General features: G+C 71.8%; 12 protein-coding genes. 7 read left to right on the top strand and 5 right to left on the bottom strand.

Features of this window, described 5'->3' with window-relative positions:
- Positions 1-40: 40 nt before the first annotated feature.
- A complete protein-coding gene (locus tag ACZ7P3_RS17455; protein WP_472082470.1) occupies positions 41-2,353 on the bottom strand; it encodes an FdhF/YdeP family oxidoreductase in 2,313 nt (770 codons plus the stop codon).
- 322 nt (positions 2,354-2,675) lie between these two features.
- On the opposite strand from ACZ7P3_RS17455, the gene ACZ7P3_RS17450 reads away from it, so the two are divergent.
- From ACZ7P3_RS17450 to ACZ7P3_RS17440, 3 genes are all read left to right on the top strand, one after another.
- Entirely contained in the window at positions 2,676-3,227 is a 552-nt protein-coding gene (locus ACZ7P3_RS17450; RefSeq protein ID WP_472082468.1) for a Rossmann-fold NAD(P)-binding domain-containing protein, read from the top strand.
- 227 nt (positions 3,228-3,454) lie between these two features.
- Positions 3,455-6,181, top strand: a complete 2,727-nt coding sequence (gene polA, locus ACZ7P3_RS17445; RefSeq protein WP_472082466.1) for a DNA polymerase I — start codon at positions 3,455-3,457, stop codon at positions 6,179-6,181.
- A 501-nt stretch (positions 6,182-6,682) separates the two neighbouring features.
- Entirely contained in the window at positions 6,683-7,135 is a 453-nt protein-coding gene (locus tag ACZ7P3_RS17440) for a hypothetical protein (RefSeq protein ID WP_472082465.1), read from the top strand.
- On the opposite strand, the gene ACZ7P3_RS17435 is transcribed toward ACZ7P3_RS17440, so the two are convergent.
- Positions 7,053-7,910 carry a DUF4184 family protein gene (locus ACZ7P3_RS17435; RefSeq protein WP_472082463.1) on the bottom strand — a complete coding sequence of 286 codons (858 nt, stop codon included), beginning with the start codon at positions 7,908-7,910 and terminating at the stop codon, positions 7,053-7,055. The genes ACZ7P3_RS17440 and ACZ7P3_RS17435 overlap by 83 nt on opposite strands.
- A 317-nt stretch (positions 7,911-8,227) precedes the next feature.
- Here ACZ7P3_RS17435 and ACZ7P3_RS17430 point away from each other — a divergent pair, with 317 nt between their 5' ends.
- The 3 genes from ACZ7P3_RS17430 (at position 8,228) to pgfA (ending at position 11,272) form a co-directional block, all read left to right on the top strand.
- Positions 8,228-9,952 (top strand): lytic transglycosylase domain-containing protein, encoded by a 1,725-nt coding sequence (locus ACZ7P3_RS17430; RefSeq protein ID WP_472082462.1) that lies wholly within the window; start codon positions 8,228-8,230, stop codon positions 9,950-9,952.
- Between the two features lie 165 nt (positions 9,953-10,117).
- On the top strand, positions 10,118-10,252 hold the full coding sequence (locus ACZ7P3_RS17425) for an SPW_0924 family protein (RefSeq protein ID WP_208901447.1): 135 nt from the start codon (positions 10,118-10,120) through the stop codon (positions 10,250-10,252).
- A 27-nt stretch (positions 10,253-10,279) separates the two neighbouring features.
- Positions 10,280-11,272 carry a cell envelope lipid trafficking protein PgfA gene (pgfA, locus tag ACZ7P3_RS17420; protein ID WP_472082460.1) on the top strand — a complete coding sequence of 331 codons (993 nt, stop codon included), beginning with the start codon at positions 10,280-10,282 and terminating at the stop codon, positions 11,270-11,272.
- Here pgfA and hrpB read toward each other — a convergent pair.
- Both hrpB and ACZ7P3_RS17410 read right to left on the bottom strand, forming a co-directional pair.
- A complete protein-coding gene (hrpB, locus tag ACZ7P3_RS17415; RefSeq protein ID WP_472082458.1) occupies positions 11,262-13,787 on the bottom strand; it encodes an ATP-dependent helicase HrpB in 2,526 nt (841 codons plus the stop codon). The two genes, pgfA and hrpB, sit on opposite strands and share 11 nt — an antisense overlap.
- Positions 13,788-13,961: 174 nt before the next feature.
- The gene (locus ACZ7P3_RS17410; protein WP_472082979.1) at positions 13,962-14,786 is read right to left on the bottom strand and encodes a class I SAM-dependent methyltransferase; all 825 of its coding nucleotides are present in this window, start codon (positions 14,784-14,786) and stop codon (positions 13,962-13,964) included.
- Between the two features lie 368 nt (positions 14,787-15,154).
- On the opposite strand from ACZ7P3_RS17410, the gene rpsA reads away from it, so the two are divergent.
- Positions 15,155-16,648 carry a 30S ribosomal protein S1 gene (gene rpsA / locus ACZ7P3_RS17405; RefSeq protein WP_116151726.1) on the top strand — a complete coding sequence of 498 codons (1,494 nt, stop codon included), beginning with the start codon at positions 15,155-15,157 and terminating at the stop codon, positions 16,646-16,648.
- Positions 16,649-16,954: 306 nt separating this feature from the next.
- Here the strand turns inward: rpsA and ACZ7P3_RS17400 are convergent, their stop codons facing one another.
- A complete protein-coding gene (locus tag ACZ7P3_RS17400) occupies positions 16,955-17,914 on the bottom strand; it encodes a right-handed parallel beta-helix repeat-containing protein (RefSeq protein WP_472082456.1) in 960 nt (319 codons plus the stop codon).
- Between the last annotated feature and the right edge of the window lie 17 nt (positions 17,915-17,931).

Below are 17,931 nucleotides of genomic sequence, written 5' to 3'. Positions count from 1 at the left end.
GCTCCGTTCGTCGTACGCTGTCTGGTGGCTGAGCAAACGCTCAGTCGGTCGCCGATTGTTCCAGACGGCGCTCCGCGGGGTCCTGCCGGCTTTCGAGGCGGACCACGACCGACTTGCTCGCCGGGGTGTTGCTGGTGTCGGCGGTGGCGTCCAGCGGTACCAGCACATTGGTCTCCGGGTAGTAGGCCGCCGCACAGCCCCGGGCCGTCGGATAGTGCACGACGCGGAAGCCCGGCGCCCGGCGCTCCACGCCGTCCCGCCACTCGCTCACCAGGTCGACGTACGACCCCTCGGTGATGCCCAGGGCCCGCGCGTCCTCCGGGTTCACCAGCACCACCCGGCGGCCGTTCGTGATGCCCCGGTAGCGGTCGTCCAGGCCGTAGATCGTGGTGTTGTACTGGTCGTGCGAGCGCAGCGTCTGCAGCAGCAGCCGGCCCTCGGGCAGCTCCGGGAACTCCACCGGCGCCGCCGTGAAGTTCGCCTTGCCGGTCGCCGTCGGGAAGCGGCGCTCGTCGCGCGGGGCGTGCGGCAGCGTGAAGCCGCCGGGGCGGGCCACGCGCGCGTTGAAGTCCTGGAAGCCGGGGATCACGCGCGCGATACGGTCGCGGATCGTCGCGTAGTCCTTCTCGAACTCCTCCCACGGCACCGTGCTGTCCGTGCCGAGCACCCGGCGCGCCAGCCGGCACACGATCGCCGGCTCGGACAGCAGCTGCGGGCTCGCCGGCGCGAGGCGCCCGCGCGAGGCGTGCACCATGCCCATGGAGTCCTCGACGGTGACGAACTGCTCGCCACTGCCCTGCAGATCGCGTTCGGTACGGCCGAGCGTCGGCAGGATCAGGGCGCGCGCGCCCGTGACCACGTGCGAGCGGTTCAGCTTGGTCGACACGTGCACGGTCAGCCGGGCGCGCCGCATGGCCGCCTCGGTGACCTCCGTGTCGGGGGAGGCGGCGACGAAGTTGCCGCCCATCGCGAAGAACACCTTCGCCGCGCCGTCGCGCAGCGCCCGGATCGCCTGTACGACGTCGAAGCCGTGCTCGCGCGGCGGCGCGAACCCGAACTCCTTCTCCAGCGCGTCCAGGAAGGCCGGGGCGGGCCGCTCGAAGATGCCCATCGTGCGGTCGCCCTGCACGTTGGAGTGGCCGCGCACCGGGCACACGCCCGCGCCCGGACGGCCGATGTTGCCGCGCAGCAGCAGGAAGTTGACCACCTCTCGGATGGTCGGGACGGAGTGCTTGTGCTGGGTCAGGCCCATCGCCCAGCAGACGATGGTCCGCCGGGAGGCGAGCACCATCCGCAGGGTCTCCTCGATCTGCGCGCGCGTGAGGCCGGTCGCCGTGAGCGTCTCGTCCCAGTCGGCGGCCTTCGCGGCGCCGGCGAACTCCTCGTACCCATGGGTGTGTTCCTGCACGAACGCCTCGTCGACCGCGCCGTCCGTCTCCAGGATCAGCTTGTTCAGGAGGCGGAAGAGGGCCTGGTCGCCGCCGATGCGGATCTGCAGGAACAGATCGGTGAGCGCGGCGCCCTTGAGCATGCCCTGCGGGGTCTGCGGGTTCTTGAACCGCTCCAGGCCGGCTTCGGGCAGCGGGTTGACGCTGATGATCTTCGCGCCGTTGGCCTTGGCCTTCTCCAGTGCCGAGAGCATGCGCGGATGGTTCGTCCCCGGGTTCTGCCCCGCGACGATGATCAGGTCGGCCTTGTAGAGGTCCTCCAGCAGGACGCTGCCCTTGCCGATGCCGATGGTCTCGGAGAGCGCCGAGCCGGACGACTCGTGGCACATGTTCGAGCAGTCGGGAAGGTTGTTGGTGCCCAGCTCGCGCGCGAAGAGCTGGTACAGGAACGCAGCCTCGTTGCTGGTCCGCCCCGAGGTGTAGAAGACGGCCTCGTCGGGGGAGCCGAGGGCGGAGATCTCCTCGCCGATGATGTCGAAGGCACGCTCCCAGCTGAGGGGCTCGTAGTGCTCCGCCCCCTCGGGGAGGTACATGGGGTGCGTGAGCCGCCCCTGCTGCCCCAGCCAGTAGCCGCTCCTGGTGGCCAGGTCGGCGACGGAGTGCGCGGCGAAGAACTCGGGTGTGACCCGGCGCAGGGTGGCCTCCTCGGCCACCGCCTTGGCGCCGTTCTCGCAGAACTCCGCCTTGTGCCGGTGGTCCGGCTCCGGCCAGGCACAGCCCGGGCAGTCGAAGCCGTCCTTCTGGTTCACACGCAGCAGGGTCAGCGCGGTGCGCTTCACACCCATCTGCTGCTGGGCGATGCGCAGGGTGTGCCCGATGGCGGGCAGCCCCGCCGCCGCATGCTTCGGCTCCGCGACCTGCGGCGCGTCCTGAACCGGATCACCCGTGGGCGGCTTCGTCGCCATCGCACGCTCCCCTTCGACTGCGTGTGAGTAGTACGGTCCCGATCCTCCCACGGGCCACCGACAGGCCGGGGTGCCGGGCCGACCCCGGCAGGGGCCGCCGCCGACCTGGAGAGGTGGGCCTGTCCTGCCGGGGCTTCAGGGACGGGCACGGTGGGCCTGCTCTGCCGGGGCTTCAGGGGCAGGAGCGGTAAGCCTGCCCTGCCGGGGCTTCACGCACACGAGCGGTGGGCCTGCCTTGTCAGGGGGCGGAGCGTGGCCGCTCCTTTCTTCCCCGGTGCGGGCGGGGGCGCGGCACCAGGTGCCGTCAGGCCGGCTGCGGCTTGTGGCTGTCGAGCAGCTTGGCCATCAGGGCCTGGAGTTGCTGCCGCTCGGTGGTGTCGAGGCCGGCGAGGAGTTCGTCCTGGACGGCGTCCTGCGCAACAACTTCTACATGCAGAACCTCCTCATGCCGGCACCCGCGATCGCGGCGACCGGCGGCTTCGGCTCCTCCGCCGGTGCCGGGCAGGTCGGCTTCGTCGACACCCGCGACGTGGCGGCCGTGGCCGCGCGGATCGTCGCTTCGCCCCGCCCGCACCTCGGGAGGACCTACCTGCTCACCGGGTCCGAGCTGCTGTCCTATGCCGACGTGGCGGCGGCGCTCGCGCGGGTGCTCGACCGTCCGATCGTGTTCAGCGAGCGCACGAGAGAGGAGGACGAGCGGGCGATGATGAGCGTGGGTGTGCCGGAGGCGACGGCCGCGATGAACGCCCACGCGGTCAGCCTGATCGCCGCGGGCGAGGCGGCCTGGCTGTCCGGGGACCTGCCGGCGATCCTCGGCAGGCCGGCCCGGACGTTCGCGCGGTTCGCCGCCGACCACGCGGCCGCGTTCTCCTGAAGCCCTGCGCCGCCTGCGCTGCCTACTCCACCCGTTCCGTCTGCTCTGCTCGTTCTGCACGGTTCTGCCCGTTCCGCAACGCTCGCTCTTCCCGGACCGCCCGCACTGCCCGGACCGCCTGCACTGCCCGCACCGCCCGCTCTGCCGAGCTGCATGTGCAGAAGCTCCACGGCCCGGGCGGAGCCGCCCGCACCGGAGTGTCAGTGGGCCGTGGCAGGATCGGGGGCGTGGCAGAGACAGCATCGAAGAAGACCGACAAGACCCCCGGCGACACCCGACCCCGGCTGATGCTCATGGACGGGCACTCGCTGGCCTACCGCGCGTTCTTCGCGCTGCCCGCGGAGAACTTCACGACCGCGACGGGCCAGCCGACGAACGCGATCTACGGCTTCGCGTCGATGCTGGCCAACACCCTGCGTGACGAGGCGCCCACCCACTTCGCGGTGGCCTTCGACGTCTCCCGCAAGACCTGGCGCTCCGAGCAGTTCACCGAGTACAAGGCGAACCGCTCCAAGACCCCGGACGAGTTCAAGGGCCAGGTCGAACTGATCGGTGAGCTGCTCGACGCGATGCACGCACCGCGCTTCGCCGTCGAGGGCTTCGAGGCGGACGACGTCATCGCCACGCTCGCCACCCAGGCCGAGGCCGAGGGGTTCGAGGTGCTGATCGTCACCGGCGACCGCGACTCCTTCCAGCTGGTGACCGAGAACACGACGGTGCTGTACCCGACGAAGGGCGTCTCCGAGCTGACCCGCTTCACCCCGGAGAAGGTTCTCGAGAAGTACGGATTGACGCCCACCCAGTACCCGGACTTCGCGGCCCTGCGCGGCGACCCGTCCGACAACCTGCCCGGCATCCCCGGGGTCGGCGAGAAGACCGCCGCGAAGTGGATCAACCAGTTCGGCTCGTTCGCCGAGCTGGTCGAGCGCGTCGACGAGGTCAAGGGCAAGGCCGGGCAGAACCTCCGCGACCACCTGGAGTCGGTCAAGCTCAACCGCGTCCTCACCGAGCTGGAGCGCCAGGTCGAGCTGCCGAAGACGGTCACCGACCTGGAGCGGGCCGCGTACGACCGCAAGGCCGTCGCGATGATCCTGGACACCCTGGAGATCCGCAACCCGTCCCTGCGCGAGCGGCTCTACGCCGTCGACCCGGGCGCCGAGGAGGCCGAGGTCGCCCCGGTCGCGGCGGACGGCGTGGAAGTGGACGGCGAGATCCTCGGCAGCGGCGAGCTGGCCCCCTGGCTGGCCGAGCACGGCACCGGGGCCCTCGGTGTCGCCACGGTCGGCACCTGGGCGCTGGGTACCGGCTCGGTCGCCGAGGTCGCCCTTGCCGCGGCCGGGGGAGCGGCCGCCTGGTTCGACCCCGCCGAGCTGGACGAGGCCGACGAGAACGCGTTCGCGGCCTGGCTGGCCGACGCCGCCCGGCCCAAGGTGTTCCACAACGCCAAGGGCGCCATGCGCGTCTTCGCCGAGCACGGCTGGAGCATCGAGGGCGTGGGCATGGACACCGCGCTCGCCGCCTACCTGGTCAAGCCGGGCCGCCGCTCCTTCGACCTGGATGCGCTGTCCCTGGAGTACCTGCACCGCGAGCTGGCCCCCGCCGCCGCGGCCGACGGCCAGCTGGCCTTCGGCGCGGACGACGGTGCGGAGGCCGAGGCGCTGATGATCCAGGCCCGTGCCGTGCTCGACCTGGGCGATGCCTTTGCGGACCGCCTCCAGGAGGTCGGTGCCGCCGATCTCCTGCAGGACATGGAGCTGCCCACGTCCGCCCTGCTCGCCCGCATGGAGCGCCACGGCATCGCGGCCGACCGCGCGCACCTCGAGGCGATGGAGCAGATGTTCGCCGGGGCCGTGCAGCAGGCCGTGAAGGAGGCGCACGCCGCCGCCGGCCGCGAGTTCAACCTGGGCTCGCCCAAGCAGCTCCAGGAGGTCCTCTTCGGCGAGCTGGCCCTGCCCAAGACGAAGAAGACGAAGACCGGCTACACCACGGATGCCGACGCCCTGGCCTGGCTCGCCACCCAGACCGACAACGAACTGCCGGTCATCATGCTCCGCCACCGTGAGCAGGCGAAGCTGCGCGTCACGGTCGAGGGTCTGATCAAGACCGTCGCCGGCGACGGCCGTATCCACACCACCTTCAACCAGACGGTGGCCGCGACCGGCCGCCTGTCCTCCACGGACCCGAACCTGCAGAACATCCCGGTCCGCACCGACGAGGGCCGGGCGATCCGCCGCGGCTTCGTGGTCGGTGAGGGCTTCGAGTCCCTGATGACCGCCGACTACAGCCAGATCGAGCTGCGGGTGATGGCCCACCTCTCCGAGGACGAGGGCCTGATCGAGGCGTTCACCTCGGGGGAGGACCTGCACACCACGGTCGCCTCGCAGGTCTTCTCGGTCGGGCGGGACGCGGTGGACGCGGAGATGCGCCGCAAGATCAAGGCGATGTCGTACGGCCTGGCCTACGGCCTCTCCGCCTTCGGTCTCTCCCAGCAGCTGAACATCGAGGCGGCGGAGGCGCGCGCCCTGATGGACACCTACTTCGAGCGTTTCGGCGGCGTACGGGACTATCTGCGCCGGGCCGTCGACGAGGCGCGGGCCACGGGCTACACGGCGACGCTCTTCGGGCGCCGCCGCTACCTCCCCGACCTCAACAGCGACAACCGCCAGCGCCGCGAGGCGGCCGAGCGGATGGCCCTGAACGCGCCGATCCAGGGCACGGCGGCCGACATCGTCAAGATCGCCATGCTCCATGTCGACCGGGCCCTGCGCGAGGCGGACCTCAAGTCCCGCATGCTCCTCCAGGTCCACGACGAAATCGTCCTGGAGATCGCCCCCGGCGAGCGTGCGGCCACCGAGGAGATCGTCCGCCGCGAGATGGCCTCCGCGGTCCACCTGAGGGCCCCCCTCGACGTCTCGGTGGGCGTCGGCCCCGACTGGGAGTCTGCGGCGCACTAGCCTCCGGCAGCCCGCCGAAGGGCGTTGTCCCACCCCGGGACAACGCCCTTCACCACCCTGCGCCCGACCCCGCGCCCCACCCCGCGCCCCCGGGCCCTGCCGTGCGCACGGACAGGCACCGAGGTGCTCCTCGCACACCGGCCCGTACCTCTCCGCCGCGACGGCGATCCGCCCCCACCCCACATCCCGGCGGCGCCGAACCCACGGCACCACCCGGCGTTATTCACCACCCAGCGATCTTCACCAACGGGCGTTCCTCACCACCCGCCGCTCTCCGGCACCCTCCGCTCTCCGGCACCCGCCGTTCTCCAGCCCCCACCGTTCTCCAGCCCCCGCCGCTGGTCACCACCCAGCGCTCTTCAGCATCGGGCGCCGGCCACCACCCGGCCTTGCTCACCACCCCGCGCCCACCCCCGAACCGGCCGAACCCCCAGAGGGCGTGTCACTCACGTGGCCCCCGCCAGAACGCCTCCCGAGCCCCGCAGCCGCAACACTGCGGGCATGGGTATACGCATGCTCCACCGCCGGACGCCCGAGGCACGCAACGGCCCGCCGGCGTGGGCGGACACCGCCTCGGCCCAGGCCACGCCTGCCTCGCCGGTCCCGCCGCTCGCGGCCGACGCAAGCACCGCCCGCATCCCCGTCGACCTGGCCACGACGGCCCGCAGGGCCATGGCGGGCCTGCGGCGCCGGCTCGCCGCCCGGGCCGCCTGGGCCGCCCGGGCCACCCGGGCGGGGGGCGCCGCCCCCGACTGGCGCGTCCGGGCGGACCTGGCCCGTGGCTACCTCGCGCTCCTGCTCACCCTGATCCCGAGAGCCCGTCCGCGGCGCACCCTCACCGTCTTCGTGGCCCCTGTCCTCGCGGCTCCCGTCACCGGGCCACCGGCCGGCCCCGCTCCGCACCGGCCACCCCGCCGGGACCGCCCGGAACCGGGGCCGGGCGCCACATCCTGACCCCGGCGGCGTACACCAGGACCCCGAGGACCAGCCCGGTGCCCACCCCGAAGCACAGCGTGGGCACCAGATCCCACGGCCGGGCGTTCGCACCCCGGTACTCCCACCACTGCGACGCCCGCTGCACCGCCCCCGCCAGGGCGCAGCCGCCGATCACGGCGACGGCCCGCCACCGGTCTCGTACGGACAGCACGGGCACCCCCGCCGGCTCACCGCCAGGCGCCCGCCGCAGCGCAGCTGACAGCCACACGGCGATCACCACGGCGGCCACCGCGGACGTGCCGTACTGCAGCCACGAGTACAGCGGCATGCCCGCCGGGCTCCGCCGGAGGGCCGGAACCAGCCGCGACCCCCACCGGTCGTGATGCGTGAACGCGTCCCACACGGCATGCGTCAGCGCGCCGAGCACCGCGGAGACGTACCAGCGCAGCACGGAAGCGGCCCGTACGGGCGTGCGTGGCGCACCGCAGCGCAGCAGTGCCGCCGGACGCCCCTGCCCGGCCCGGGGCAGCAGCGCCACCAGCGGCTCCCGGACGAGCAGCCACAGCCCCACGAGCGCCCAGGAGATGAGCACGTCGACGCCCACCACACCGGCGAAGGAGTGGGTGACCGTCCCGAACTCCATCCCGCCCGGCAGGACACTCGCCGCGTAATAGGTCATGTCGGGCGCGAAGGAGCCCGCGACGAGCACGGCGGGTGCCAGCAGGCCCCGGCCGCGGCCGTCCTGCCGGATGGCCGGCAGGACGGCCGCCGCATGGCTGAGCGTGAACGGCAACAGGGCCCCCTGGAACACATCGCCGGCGTCGTACCGGAACCGGTGGTCACGTCTGTCCAGTATGCGTGCGTGCCGCCCCCGGACGGCCGGAGCAACGGAAGTTGGCCAATCGGTGAAAACCGGGCATGAACGGGTCCCCATGCACGGCAAGTTGTCGTAGGGTCACCTGGGTTGCCGGCCCGGACGCACGGCCGGATGCATGTCACACGGATACAAGGACGGCACAGGGGCAACCAGAACGCCTGGTCGACCGTCACACCAGGGCGAAGCATTCGGACGGAGAAGGACGCCACCGCGTCCACGGGAGGGTTCACTCTATGGCGGCGCAATTCGGCAGGCGGCTGCGCAAGGGAGCGGCGACCACCGCCGTGGCCGCAGCGGCGGTCGCGGCTCTGTCCGCGTCCCAGGCTCCGGGAGCGACCGGCGAGGACCACGGCAGACAGGCGCCGGCCGGCGCCAGCAGCGCCCCCGTGCCCGACGCGGCCTCCGACGGCAACGCCACCGGCAACTCGCCGTACTACACGGACCTCCCGCCCCTCAACAGCCCCAACCCCAGCCCGTCGCCCACCATCAACACGCCGGTCTCCCGGGGTCCGGCCGAGGCCGGAATCCCTGCCACGGTCCTCGACGCCTACAAGAGGGCCGAGGCCGAACTGCGGTCCTCCAAGCCGGGCTGCAACCTGCCCTGGCAGCTCCTCGCCGCCATCGGCAAGGTCGAGTCGGGTCAGGCGCGGGGCGGCCGCGTCGACGCGAACGGCACGACGCTGGGCCGGATTCTCGGCCCGCAGCTCGACGGCAACGGCTTCGCGCTCATCAAGGACACCGACCACGGCGAGTACGACGGCAACAGCAGCTATGACCAGGCCGTGGGTCCGATGCAGTTCATCCCGTCCACCTGGGCCTGGGCCGGCCGCGACGGCAACGGGGACGGCAAGGCGGACCCCAACAACGTCTACGACGCCGCGCTCGCCGCCGGTCACTACCTGTGCCGCAACAACTGGGACCTGTCCGGCGAAGCCGGTCTGCACAGCGCGATCCTCAGCTACAACAACTCGCAGGACTACCTGAACCTGGTCCTGAGCTGGCTGGAGTACTACCGCAAGGGCACCCACACCGTGCCCGACGGTACCGGCGGCGTGCCCTCCCACCGCAGCGACAACGGCACTCCGAAGCCCTCCGACCCGCCGAATACCGGGCCGAACCCGCACAAGCCGGGCGGCGGCAAGCAGACCCCCGCCCCGAAGACGCCGAAGCCCCCCAAGACGCCGAAGCCTCCAAAGACGCCGAAGCCGCCGGTCCCCCCGCAGACCCCCTCCGACACCGTGGACCACCTGGAGGACGCGGGCACCGCGAAGCTCACCGCGATGGCCGGTGACACCTTCGGCCAGCGGATCGGCACCCGCGCGGAGACCAAGGCGGGCAAGGCCGTCGGCAAGGTCAGGATCCGGTTCACCATCACCGGCGACACCGACGCCACCTTCGCGGGCGGCGAGACCATCGCCACCATCGCCACCGACGCCAAGGGCGTGGCGCTCGCGCCGGCCCTGCAGGCGGGCGAGAAGACCGGCAGCTTCAAGATCACCACCGCCGTCGTCGGCCGCAAGACCAAGGGGGTCGACTACGCGGCCACCGTCACCGCACGCGCCGCCGACACCCTCGCCCGCACCAGCGACACCCCGCTGACCTGCGCCCCGGGCGGCGAGTTCGCCGACCAGGTCCAGGTGAAGGCGACGTACAAGGGTGCCGTCGCGGACAAGGTCGCGGCCACCGCCACCCTGATCAAGGCGGCCGACGATGCCACCGAGAACGACAAGGGCCCCTACTTCAAGGACGCCGACGGCAAGACCGTGCGCACCCTCACCGGCCTGCAGACCGACGACAAGGGCCTGCTCACGCTGCCGAAGCTGTACGCGGACGACACCACCGGCACCTTCCTGCTCCGCATCACCACCCCCGGCGGCGCGACCCTCACCGTCGAACTGACGGTCGCCGCGGCCGACACCTCGGCCGACCCCTCGCCGAGCCCGTCCGCGACCTCCTGACGGCACGGACGACACCCAGGGCCACAGGGCGCCCCCTCCGCCGCGGAGGGGGCGCCCTCGTCCGTGTGCGCAATCTGTTCTCATCTCGGCCGCCCGTTGCTACGGTGCCCGCCTCGCCTGACGAACCATCAGGAACCATTGGAACCGTCCGCCTGGAGGCCCCGCATGCGTGCCCTGATCGCCGCCGCGACCGGTCTCGCCCTCGCGCTCGCCCTGGTCCTGGCGATGACCGCCATGGGCGCGCCGACGGGCCGGACGTCCCCCAAGCCGCTGCTGACGACGGTGCCCTCGCACCCGTAGCAGCGCCCGTCCGGGAGGGAGGCCGGAATGCGCCGCAAGGCAAGCCTGGTCCTGCTCGCCTGCGCCGTGTTCTTCGCGGCGCTGTCACCGTTGCTGCGCTGGTACGCCTTCCCGCGCCTGGCCAGGATCCCCGCGAACCAGTACCAGGACATGGTCCTGGAGGCCAAGGGCGCCACCCTCCTCGACTACGGCACCATGCGCGCGAAGAAGGTCTCCAAGGTCACCATCGTCCAGACCCTCAAGGGCGATGTGGAGGCCGCCAAGAAGATCGAGAAGACCGCGGGACGGCCCGTGGTCGTCTGGGACGGCCTGTCCTACGTCCAGGGCCCGGACGGCAAGATGGTCTCCCGGATCCCCGAGCGCTACATCTTCGACGCCCACAGCCAGGATCCCGTCCACGCCAGCGGCGAGGCGGTCGACGGCGACCCGGTCAAGCGGGACGGCATCGAGTTCAAGTGGCCCTTCCTGACCCAGAAGCGCGACTACGAGTACTTCGACGCGCAGACCCGCACCACCAGCCCCATCCACTACAAGGGCACCCGGACCTTCCGCGGCGTGAAGGTCTACTACTTCGAACAGACCATCCCCTGGACCAGGGTTCCCTTCCCGAAGGCCATGCCGGTCCAGGGCATCACCCCCGAGTCGGTGGCCAGGACCGGCACCACCCGCTGGTACAGCACGGTCCGCAGGTTCTGGGTCGAACCGGTCACCGGAGCGCCCGTGTACGGCGAGGAACTGCACAAGGAGGAGCTGCGCGGAGGCACCCTGCTCGGGGGCCGGGCCAAGGTGACGGCGTTCGCGGGCGACGTGAAGATGCGCGAGGACTACATCGAGCACACGGTCGCCCTCGTCAAGCACAACCGCACCCTGGTCCTGATGCTCACCTCGTACCTGCCCTGGGGCTCCCTGATCCTCGCCCTCCTGCTCCTCTCGCTCGCCCTCTACCTGGAGGCCCGTGGCCGCCGTCCCGGGGACCCGGCCCCCACGGAGGCGGCAGAACCCGAACCGGTCAGCGCCTGAGCCGCGCATTGGTGTGCCGCGTGGGCTCGGCCGTCGCCGGGTCCTCTGGCCAGGGATGCTTCGGATAGCGCCCGCGCAGCTCCGCGCGCACGCCCTTGTAACCGTCCCTCCAGAAAGAGGCGAGATCGGCCGTGACGGCGGCGGGCCGCCCGGCGGGGGACAGGAGATGCACGAGCAGCGGCACCCCTGCCACGGCCGGTGTCTCCCGCAGCCCGAACATCTCCTGCAGCTTCACCGCGAGGAGGGGCCGCTCAGGATCCCCGTAGTCGATCCGGATTCTGGACCCACTGGGTACGGTGATCCGTTCGGGCGCCAGCTCCTCCAGCCGGGCGGCCTCCCCGCTCGCCCAGGGCAGCAGCCGCGCGAGTGCCTGCCCGGCGTCGATCCGCCCGAGATCGGCCCGCCGCCTGGCCCGGCCCAGCTCCGGTTCCAGCCATTCGTCCACGCGCGCGTGCAGCGCCTCGTCCGACACGTCCGGCCAGGGCTCCCCGAGATGCGCGCGCAGGAACGCCAGCCGCTGCCGCAGCCCCTCCGCCTCCGGCGACCACCGCAACAGCCCGAACCCCTCCTGCCGCAGCCCCTCGATGAGGGCGCCGCGCACCAGACCCGGATCCAGGTCCTTCAGGGGCCGTACGGCCAACTCGACGGCCCCCAGCCGCTCGACACGCCGGGCGACGACGTCCCCGTCGGCCCAGTGCACCTCGTCCCGCTCCGCCAGGAGCGGAGCTGCGGCGGCCCGCGCCACCTCCTCGTGCACGGCCGCCGCAAGCCGCACGCGCGCGTGCCCCTTCCCGCCGGGCCGGTCGGCGACGGCGACGACGATCCACGGCGCCCCGCGCAGGGCCGACCCCTCGGACAGCTCGGCCCGCGTTCCGGACACCATCAGATACGACCCGCCGTCGAGCCTGGCGACCCGCTCGGGAAAGGCGAGAGCGGCGACGAGCCCGACGATCCTGTCGTCACCGGAGCCAGGCCCGGTCTGGACGTCTCCCGGTGGCCGACGGCCATCGGCGGCCGGGCGGGCAGGCTCCGAGGAGACGGCCCGCAGCCGCCGCACCTCGCCGCGCCACCGCGTGCCGTAGGCGTCACCGCCGTGCCGGGCACGCCGCAGAGCGCCGGAGAGATCATCGCCGTACTCCCGCGGCACCTCCTCCGACAGCAGAGCGACGACCTCGGCGCCCTCACCGGAAGTGCTCAGCAGGGCCCGCCCCAGCCGGGGGTGCAACCCCAGCCGGGCCAGCCGCGCACCCCGCTCCGTCGCCCGTCCGGCGGAGTCCACCGCCCCCACGGCCGTCAGTACGTCCCGCGCCGCCGCCATCGCCCCACCGGGCGGCGGATCCAGCAGCGCCAGCCCCGAGGCGTCCGGATCTCCCCAGCAGGCCGCCTGAAGGGCGAACGCGGTCAGGTCGGCCACCTTGATCTCCGGCGCCGGGAACGCCGTCAGACGACCGTCCTCGGCCTCGGCCCAGCACCGGTACACCGCACCCGGTGCCTCACGCCCGGCCCGCCCCGCCCGCTGCCGGCCGGCCGCGCGCGACGCCCGTACCGTCGCCAGCCCGCTCAACCCGCGCGCGTGATCCACCCGCGGCTCCCGCGCCAGCCCCGAGTCGACCACCACCCGCACCCCGGGCACCGTCAGCGAGGACTCCGCCACCGACGTCGCCAGCACCACCCGGCGCCGCTGCCCGGGCACCAGCACCGCGTCCTGCACGGCGGCCGGCGCCCGCCCGTGGACCTGGAGCACGTCCACCGCCCCCAGACCGCCGAGCTGCCCCGCCACGCGTGCGATCTCGCCGGTACCGGGCAGGAAGCACAGCACGTCACCCTCCCGCTCGGCCAGCGCCCGCCGCACCACCGATGCCACATGGGCCAGCAGTGCAGGATCGACCCACATGCCGTGCGGTGGCCGCGCGGGACGCACGGGCGGCGCCCACAGCACCTCCACGGGGTGCGAGACACCCTCGGCCTCGACCACCGGAGCATCGCCCAGCAGCCGCGCCCAGCCCTGCGCGTCCGTGGTCGCCGACGCGGCCACCAGCCGCAGCTCCGGCCGCAGCGCCTGCCGCACGTCGCACAGGAACGCGGCCGCCGTGTCGGCGTCCAGATGCCGCTCGTGGCACTCGTCGAGCACCACCGCATCGACACCCGCCAGCTCCTGGTCCCGCTGCAGCCGCTGCAGCAGCACACCGGTGGTCACGACCTCCACGCGCGTGTGCCGCCCCACGACCCGCTCTCCGCGCACCGTGTACCCGACGCTCTCGCCGGCCTTCTCGCCCAGCAGCCACGCCATCCGGCGGGCCGCCGCCCGGGCCGCGATCCGCCGCGGCTCGGCCACCACGACCCGCCGCGCGGGACCGCCGCCGACCAGTCCCGCGAGCACCAGCGGCACCAGCGTCGTCTTGCCGGTGCCGGGCGGCGCCACCAGGACGGCGGCGCCGTCCGCGTCCAGGGCTTCGGCGAGTGCGGGCAGGGCGGCGCGCACGGGGAGCGCGTCCAGAGCGTCGTAACGGATCACGCCCCTAGTGTCGTACGAGGGGAACCAGCGTCGTACGAGGGGAAAACGCCCTTCACGCGCGCGTGCACGCACTTCCTTCGGCGTGCACGAACTTCCGAGTCACGCGGTTCCTTCCGCTCCTTCCGCGTACGTGCACGCGCGCGTGCACGTACGCGGAAGGAGCGGAAGACGAGGTCAGTCCCGCTCGCACACGAAGATCGCCGTACCCGGGATCAGGTTTCCGCGCAGCGGGGACCAGCCGCCCCACTCCGCGGTGTTCCAGGCCGGCCACTCCGGCTCCACGAGATCCACCAGCCGGAAGCCGGAGGCCACGACGTCCCGGACGCGGTCGCCGAGCGTCCTGTGGTGCTCGACGTACACCGCGCGGCCCTCCTCGTCCTGCTCCACATAGGGCGTGCGGTCGAAGTAGGACGAGGCCACCGACAGGCCCTGCGGACCGGGCTCGTCCGGGAACGCCCAGCGGATCGGGTGCGTCACCGAGAACACGAACCGGCCGCCGGGCCGCAGCACCCGGCCCACCTCGCGCAGCACCAGCCGCGGGTCGGCCACGAACGGCAGCGCCCCGTACGCGGAGCACGCCAGGTCGAAGGAGCCGTCCGCGAAGGGCAGCGCGGCGGCGTCGGCGCAGACGAGGGGAAACGATCCGCCGATGCGCAGGGCGTGCTGGAGCTGGCGGTGCGAGACATCCAGCGCCACCGGGCGGGCGCCCTGGGCGGCCAGCCAGCGCGAGCACTGCCCCGCGCCCGCGCCGATCTCCAGGACGTCCTTGCCCTTCAGCTCCTCCGGCGGACCGAGCAGCTCGGCCTCCACCTCGTCCAGGCCCTCCGGGCCCCACACGAAGCGGTCGTCGCCGAGGAACGTGCCGTGCTCGGTCTGGTACTCGTCGGCGTTGCGGTCCCACCAGCCACGGTTGGCCCGGGTGCTCTCCGCGACCCCGGCCTCACGTCGGGTGGCTTCCGGCTCGAATCCCTCAGGGTCGAGCGGTTCCGGCTCTTGGATGATCGGCTCCCTCGTCGTACTCTTCCGTCCAACCCGCCGGGCGTGTGTCGCGGAAGGGGTGCCGCAGCCCTGCGGGGCCTTCTGGGGCGAATCTTGTGCCGGGTATGCGGCGATCCGCCCCGGGTGTGCGCCTTCGCGCATTGACCCTGTCCGGCTGCCCCCGTATGCTACAAGTTGCGCTGCGGGCCTGCGCACCTCAGACGTAGCAGGCTGCGCTCGCATCTGTTGTATGTCCCCTCGGTTGTCGAGGCGCCATCACCAGTTTCTGGTGAGGCGCTTCCTTGGCTGTCCGGCTTCTTCAGAGCGATACGGGCTCCCGGCGTAGCAGTACCTACGACTTCAATGTCCGTACCGGAGCCCTTTCCCACATGACGAGCAGCACCGAGACCACCGCCACCACCCCGCAGGTTGCGGTCAACGACATCGGTAACGAGGAAGCCTTCCTCGCCGCGATCGACGAGACGATCAAGTACTTCAACGACGGCGACATCGTCGACGGCGTCATCGTGAAGGTCGACCGGGACGAGGTCCTGCTCGACATCGGTTACAAGACCGAAGGTGTCATTCCGAGCCGCGAGCTCTCGATCAAGCACGACGTCGACCCGAACGAGGTCGTCAAGGTCGGCGACGAGATCGAGGCCCTGGTCCTTCAGAAGGAGGACAAGGAAGGCCGCCTGATCCTCTCGAAGAAGCGCGCCCAGTACGAGCGTGCCTGGGGCACCATCGAGAAGATCAAGGAAGAGGACGGCATCGTCACCGGTACCGTCATCGAGGTCGTCAAGGGTGGTCTCATCCTCGACATCGGCCTCCGCGGCTTCCTCCCGGCCTCCCTGGTCGAGATGCGTCGCGTCCGCGACCTCCAGCCGTACGTCGGCAAGGAGCTCGAGGCCAAGATCATCGAGCTGGACAAGAACCGCAACAACGTGGTCCTGTCCCGCCGTGCCTGGCTGGAGCAGACCCAGTCCGAGGTCCGCCAGACGTTCCTCACGACCCTCCAGAAGGGTCAGGTCCGCTCCGGTGTGGTCTCCTCGATCGTCAACTTCGGTGCCTTCGTGGACCTGGGTGGCGTCGACGGTCTGGTCCACGTCTCCGAGCTGTCCTGGAAGCACATCGACCACCCGTCCGAGGTTGTCGAGGTCGGCCAGGAGGTCACCGTCGAGGTCCTCGACGTCGACATGGACCGCGAGCGCGTCTCCCTGTCGCTGAAGGCGACCCAGGAAGACCCGTGGCAGCAGTTCGCCCGCACCCACCAGATCGGCCAGGTCGTGCCCGGTAAGGTCACGAAGCTGGTTCCGTTCGGTGCGTTCGTCCGCGTGGACGAGGGCATCGAGGGTCTGGTCCACATCTCCGAGCTGGCCGAGCGCCACGTGGAGATCCCGGAGCAGGTCGTCCAGGTCAACGACGAGATCTTCGTCAAGGTCATCGACATCGACCTCGAGCGTCGTCGCATCAGCCTCTCGCTGAAGCAGGCCAACGAGGCCTTCGGTGCCGACCCGGCCACGGTCGAGTTCGACCCGACCCTGTACGGCATGGCCGCGTCCTACGACGACCAGGGCAACTACATCTACCCCGAGGGCTTCGACCCCGAGACCAACGACTGGCTCGAGGGCTACGAGACCCAGCGCGAGGCGTGGGAGCACCAGTACGCCGAGGCGCAGACCCGCTTCGAGCAGCACCAGCAGCAGGTCATCAAGTCCCGCGAGGCCGACGCTGCCGCTGCCGCCGAGGGTGGCGAGGCTGCCGCTCCGGCCGCTTCGGGTGGCGGTTCGTACTCCTCCGAGGGTGCGGACACCTCCGGTGCCCTGGCCTCGGACGAGGCCCTGGCCGCGCTGCGCGAGAAGCTGGCCGGCGGCCAGAGCTGATCGCGGGCCGCTGGGCTTAGCCAGTAGCTGACTGAGGGGCCGCACCTTTCGAGGTGCGGCCCCTCAGACTTTTTTCGGGACTTGCGATCACTTTTCGGATGCAGGCCGCCGGTGGCTTGCCGCGCAGCCCCAGGGGCGTCGCCCCGTCGCCCCAGGGATGCCGCTCCGGTCCTTTGCAGGAAGTGACCGGGACGCCTGCCCCCTTCGGGAAACGATCGGGGTGTCGCCCCGTCCCTTCTCAGGAAGTGACCGGTCTCAGGAAGTGTCCGGTCTCAGGAAGTGTCCGGTCTCAGGAAGTGTCCGGTCTCAGGGAGTGAGCGGAATGTTCGTCAGGCCCTTGCCGCCCGTCACCGTGTTGCTGCTGTAGACCGTCGTCCTGCAGCCGGAGCCGTTGTCGGTGACGTCGATCGCCAGCCGGGTCGAGCCGGTGGCGCCGGTCAAAGTCGACTTGTTGTTCTTGAACACCGTGCCGCAGCCCCAGCCGGACTGCTGGGTGTGGGTCTGGTAGCCGTCGTTGCTGGTGTTCGTCCCGGTGTTGCCCTGGACGAGGACGTCGTTGCCCTTCACATCGACCCAGGAGTCGTCGTAGTTGGCGCCGGTCAGCCCGCTGCCGTCGAAGGTGTTGCCGACGATCTGCGCGCCCGTCGTGCCCTCCTTGATGTCCACGTTCTCGCCGCCGACGCCGGGGCCGATAGTGTTGTCCAGGATCTGGATGCGGTCGCTCCTGTCGGACAGCGTGTTCGCGGTCCCCACGTGGACGCCCTCGCCCATGCCCCGGCCGTCGCGCCCGGTGTCGTAGATCCTCGCGCTCCTGATCACGCCGTCCGTGCTGGAGTCGCGGAAGTGCACGCCCTCCATGTCGAGGCCGTGCACCGTCACACCGTCCACCACGACACCCTCGGCCGTGTCGATCACGATGCCCTTCTGACCGCCGGTCACGGTCAGCCCGCTGACCGTCCAGTAGGACGCGCCGTTCAGGTGCAGGCCGTAGCCGCCGCTCGCGGAGAGCACGGCCTTCGGCGAGCCGGTGAGGGTGATACGGGACCCGGCCGTGGCCGGCGCGGTCGCCTTGAAGTTGCCGGTGTACGTGCCGTCCGCGAGGTGGATCGTGTCTCCCGGCTCGGCGCTGCCGAGCGCGGACTTGAGCTGGGCCGCGGTGCCGACCTCGATGGTCGAGGCGGCCGGGGCCGGGCTCGCGCAGAGGAGCAGGCCGCCGGTGGCGGTGGTCGCGGCGAGCAGGGAGGTGAGCAGCGTACGCGTGCGCATGGGGGGCCTCCTGTCGT

Source organism: Streptomyces sp. NPDC107581 (assembly GCF_055657175.1).
The sequence above is the reverse complement of the archived record's forward strand: the minus strand, read 5'-3'. Positions and strand labels throughout refer to the sequence as shown.

Coding starts and splice junctions, on each gene's coding strand:
- ACZ7P3_RS17455 (WP_472082470.1), bottom strand. CDS start 2,353: ATGGCGACGAAGCCGCCCACGGGTGATCCGGTTCAGGACGCGCCGCAG.
- ACZ7P3_RS17440 (WP_472082465.1), top strand. CDS start 6,683: ATGGGTATACGCATGCTCCACCGCCGGACGCCCGAGGCACGCAACGGC.
- ACZ7P3_RS17430 (WP_472082462.1), top strand. CDS start 8,228: ATGGCGGCGCAATTCGGCAGGCGGCTGCGCAAGGGAGCGGCGACCACC.
- ACZ7P3_RS17425 (WP_208901447.1), top strand. CDS start 10,118: ATGCGTGCCCTGATCGCCGCCGCGACCGGTCTCGCCCTCGCGCTCGCC.
- pgfA (WP_472082460.1), top strand. CDS start 10,280: ATGCGCCGCAAGGCAAGCCTGGTCCTGCTCGCCTGCGCCGTGTTCTTC.
- rpsA (WP_116151726.1), top strand. CDS start 15,155: ATGACGAGCAGCACCGAGACCACCGCCACCACCCCGCAGGTTGCGGTC.
- ACZ7P3_RS17400 (WP_472082456.1), bottom strand. CDS start 17,914: ATGCGCACGCGTACGCTGCTCACCTCCCTGCTCGCCGCGACCACCGCC.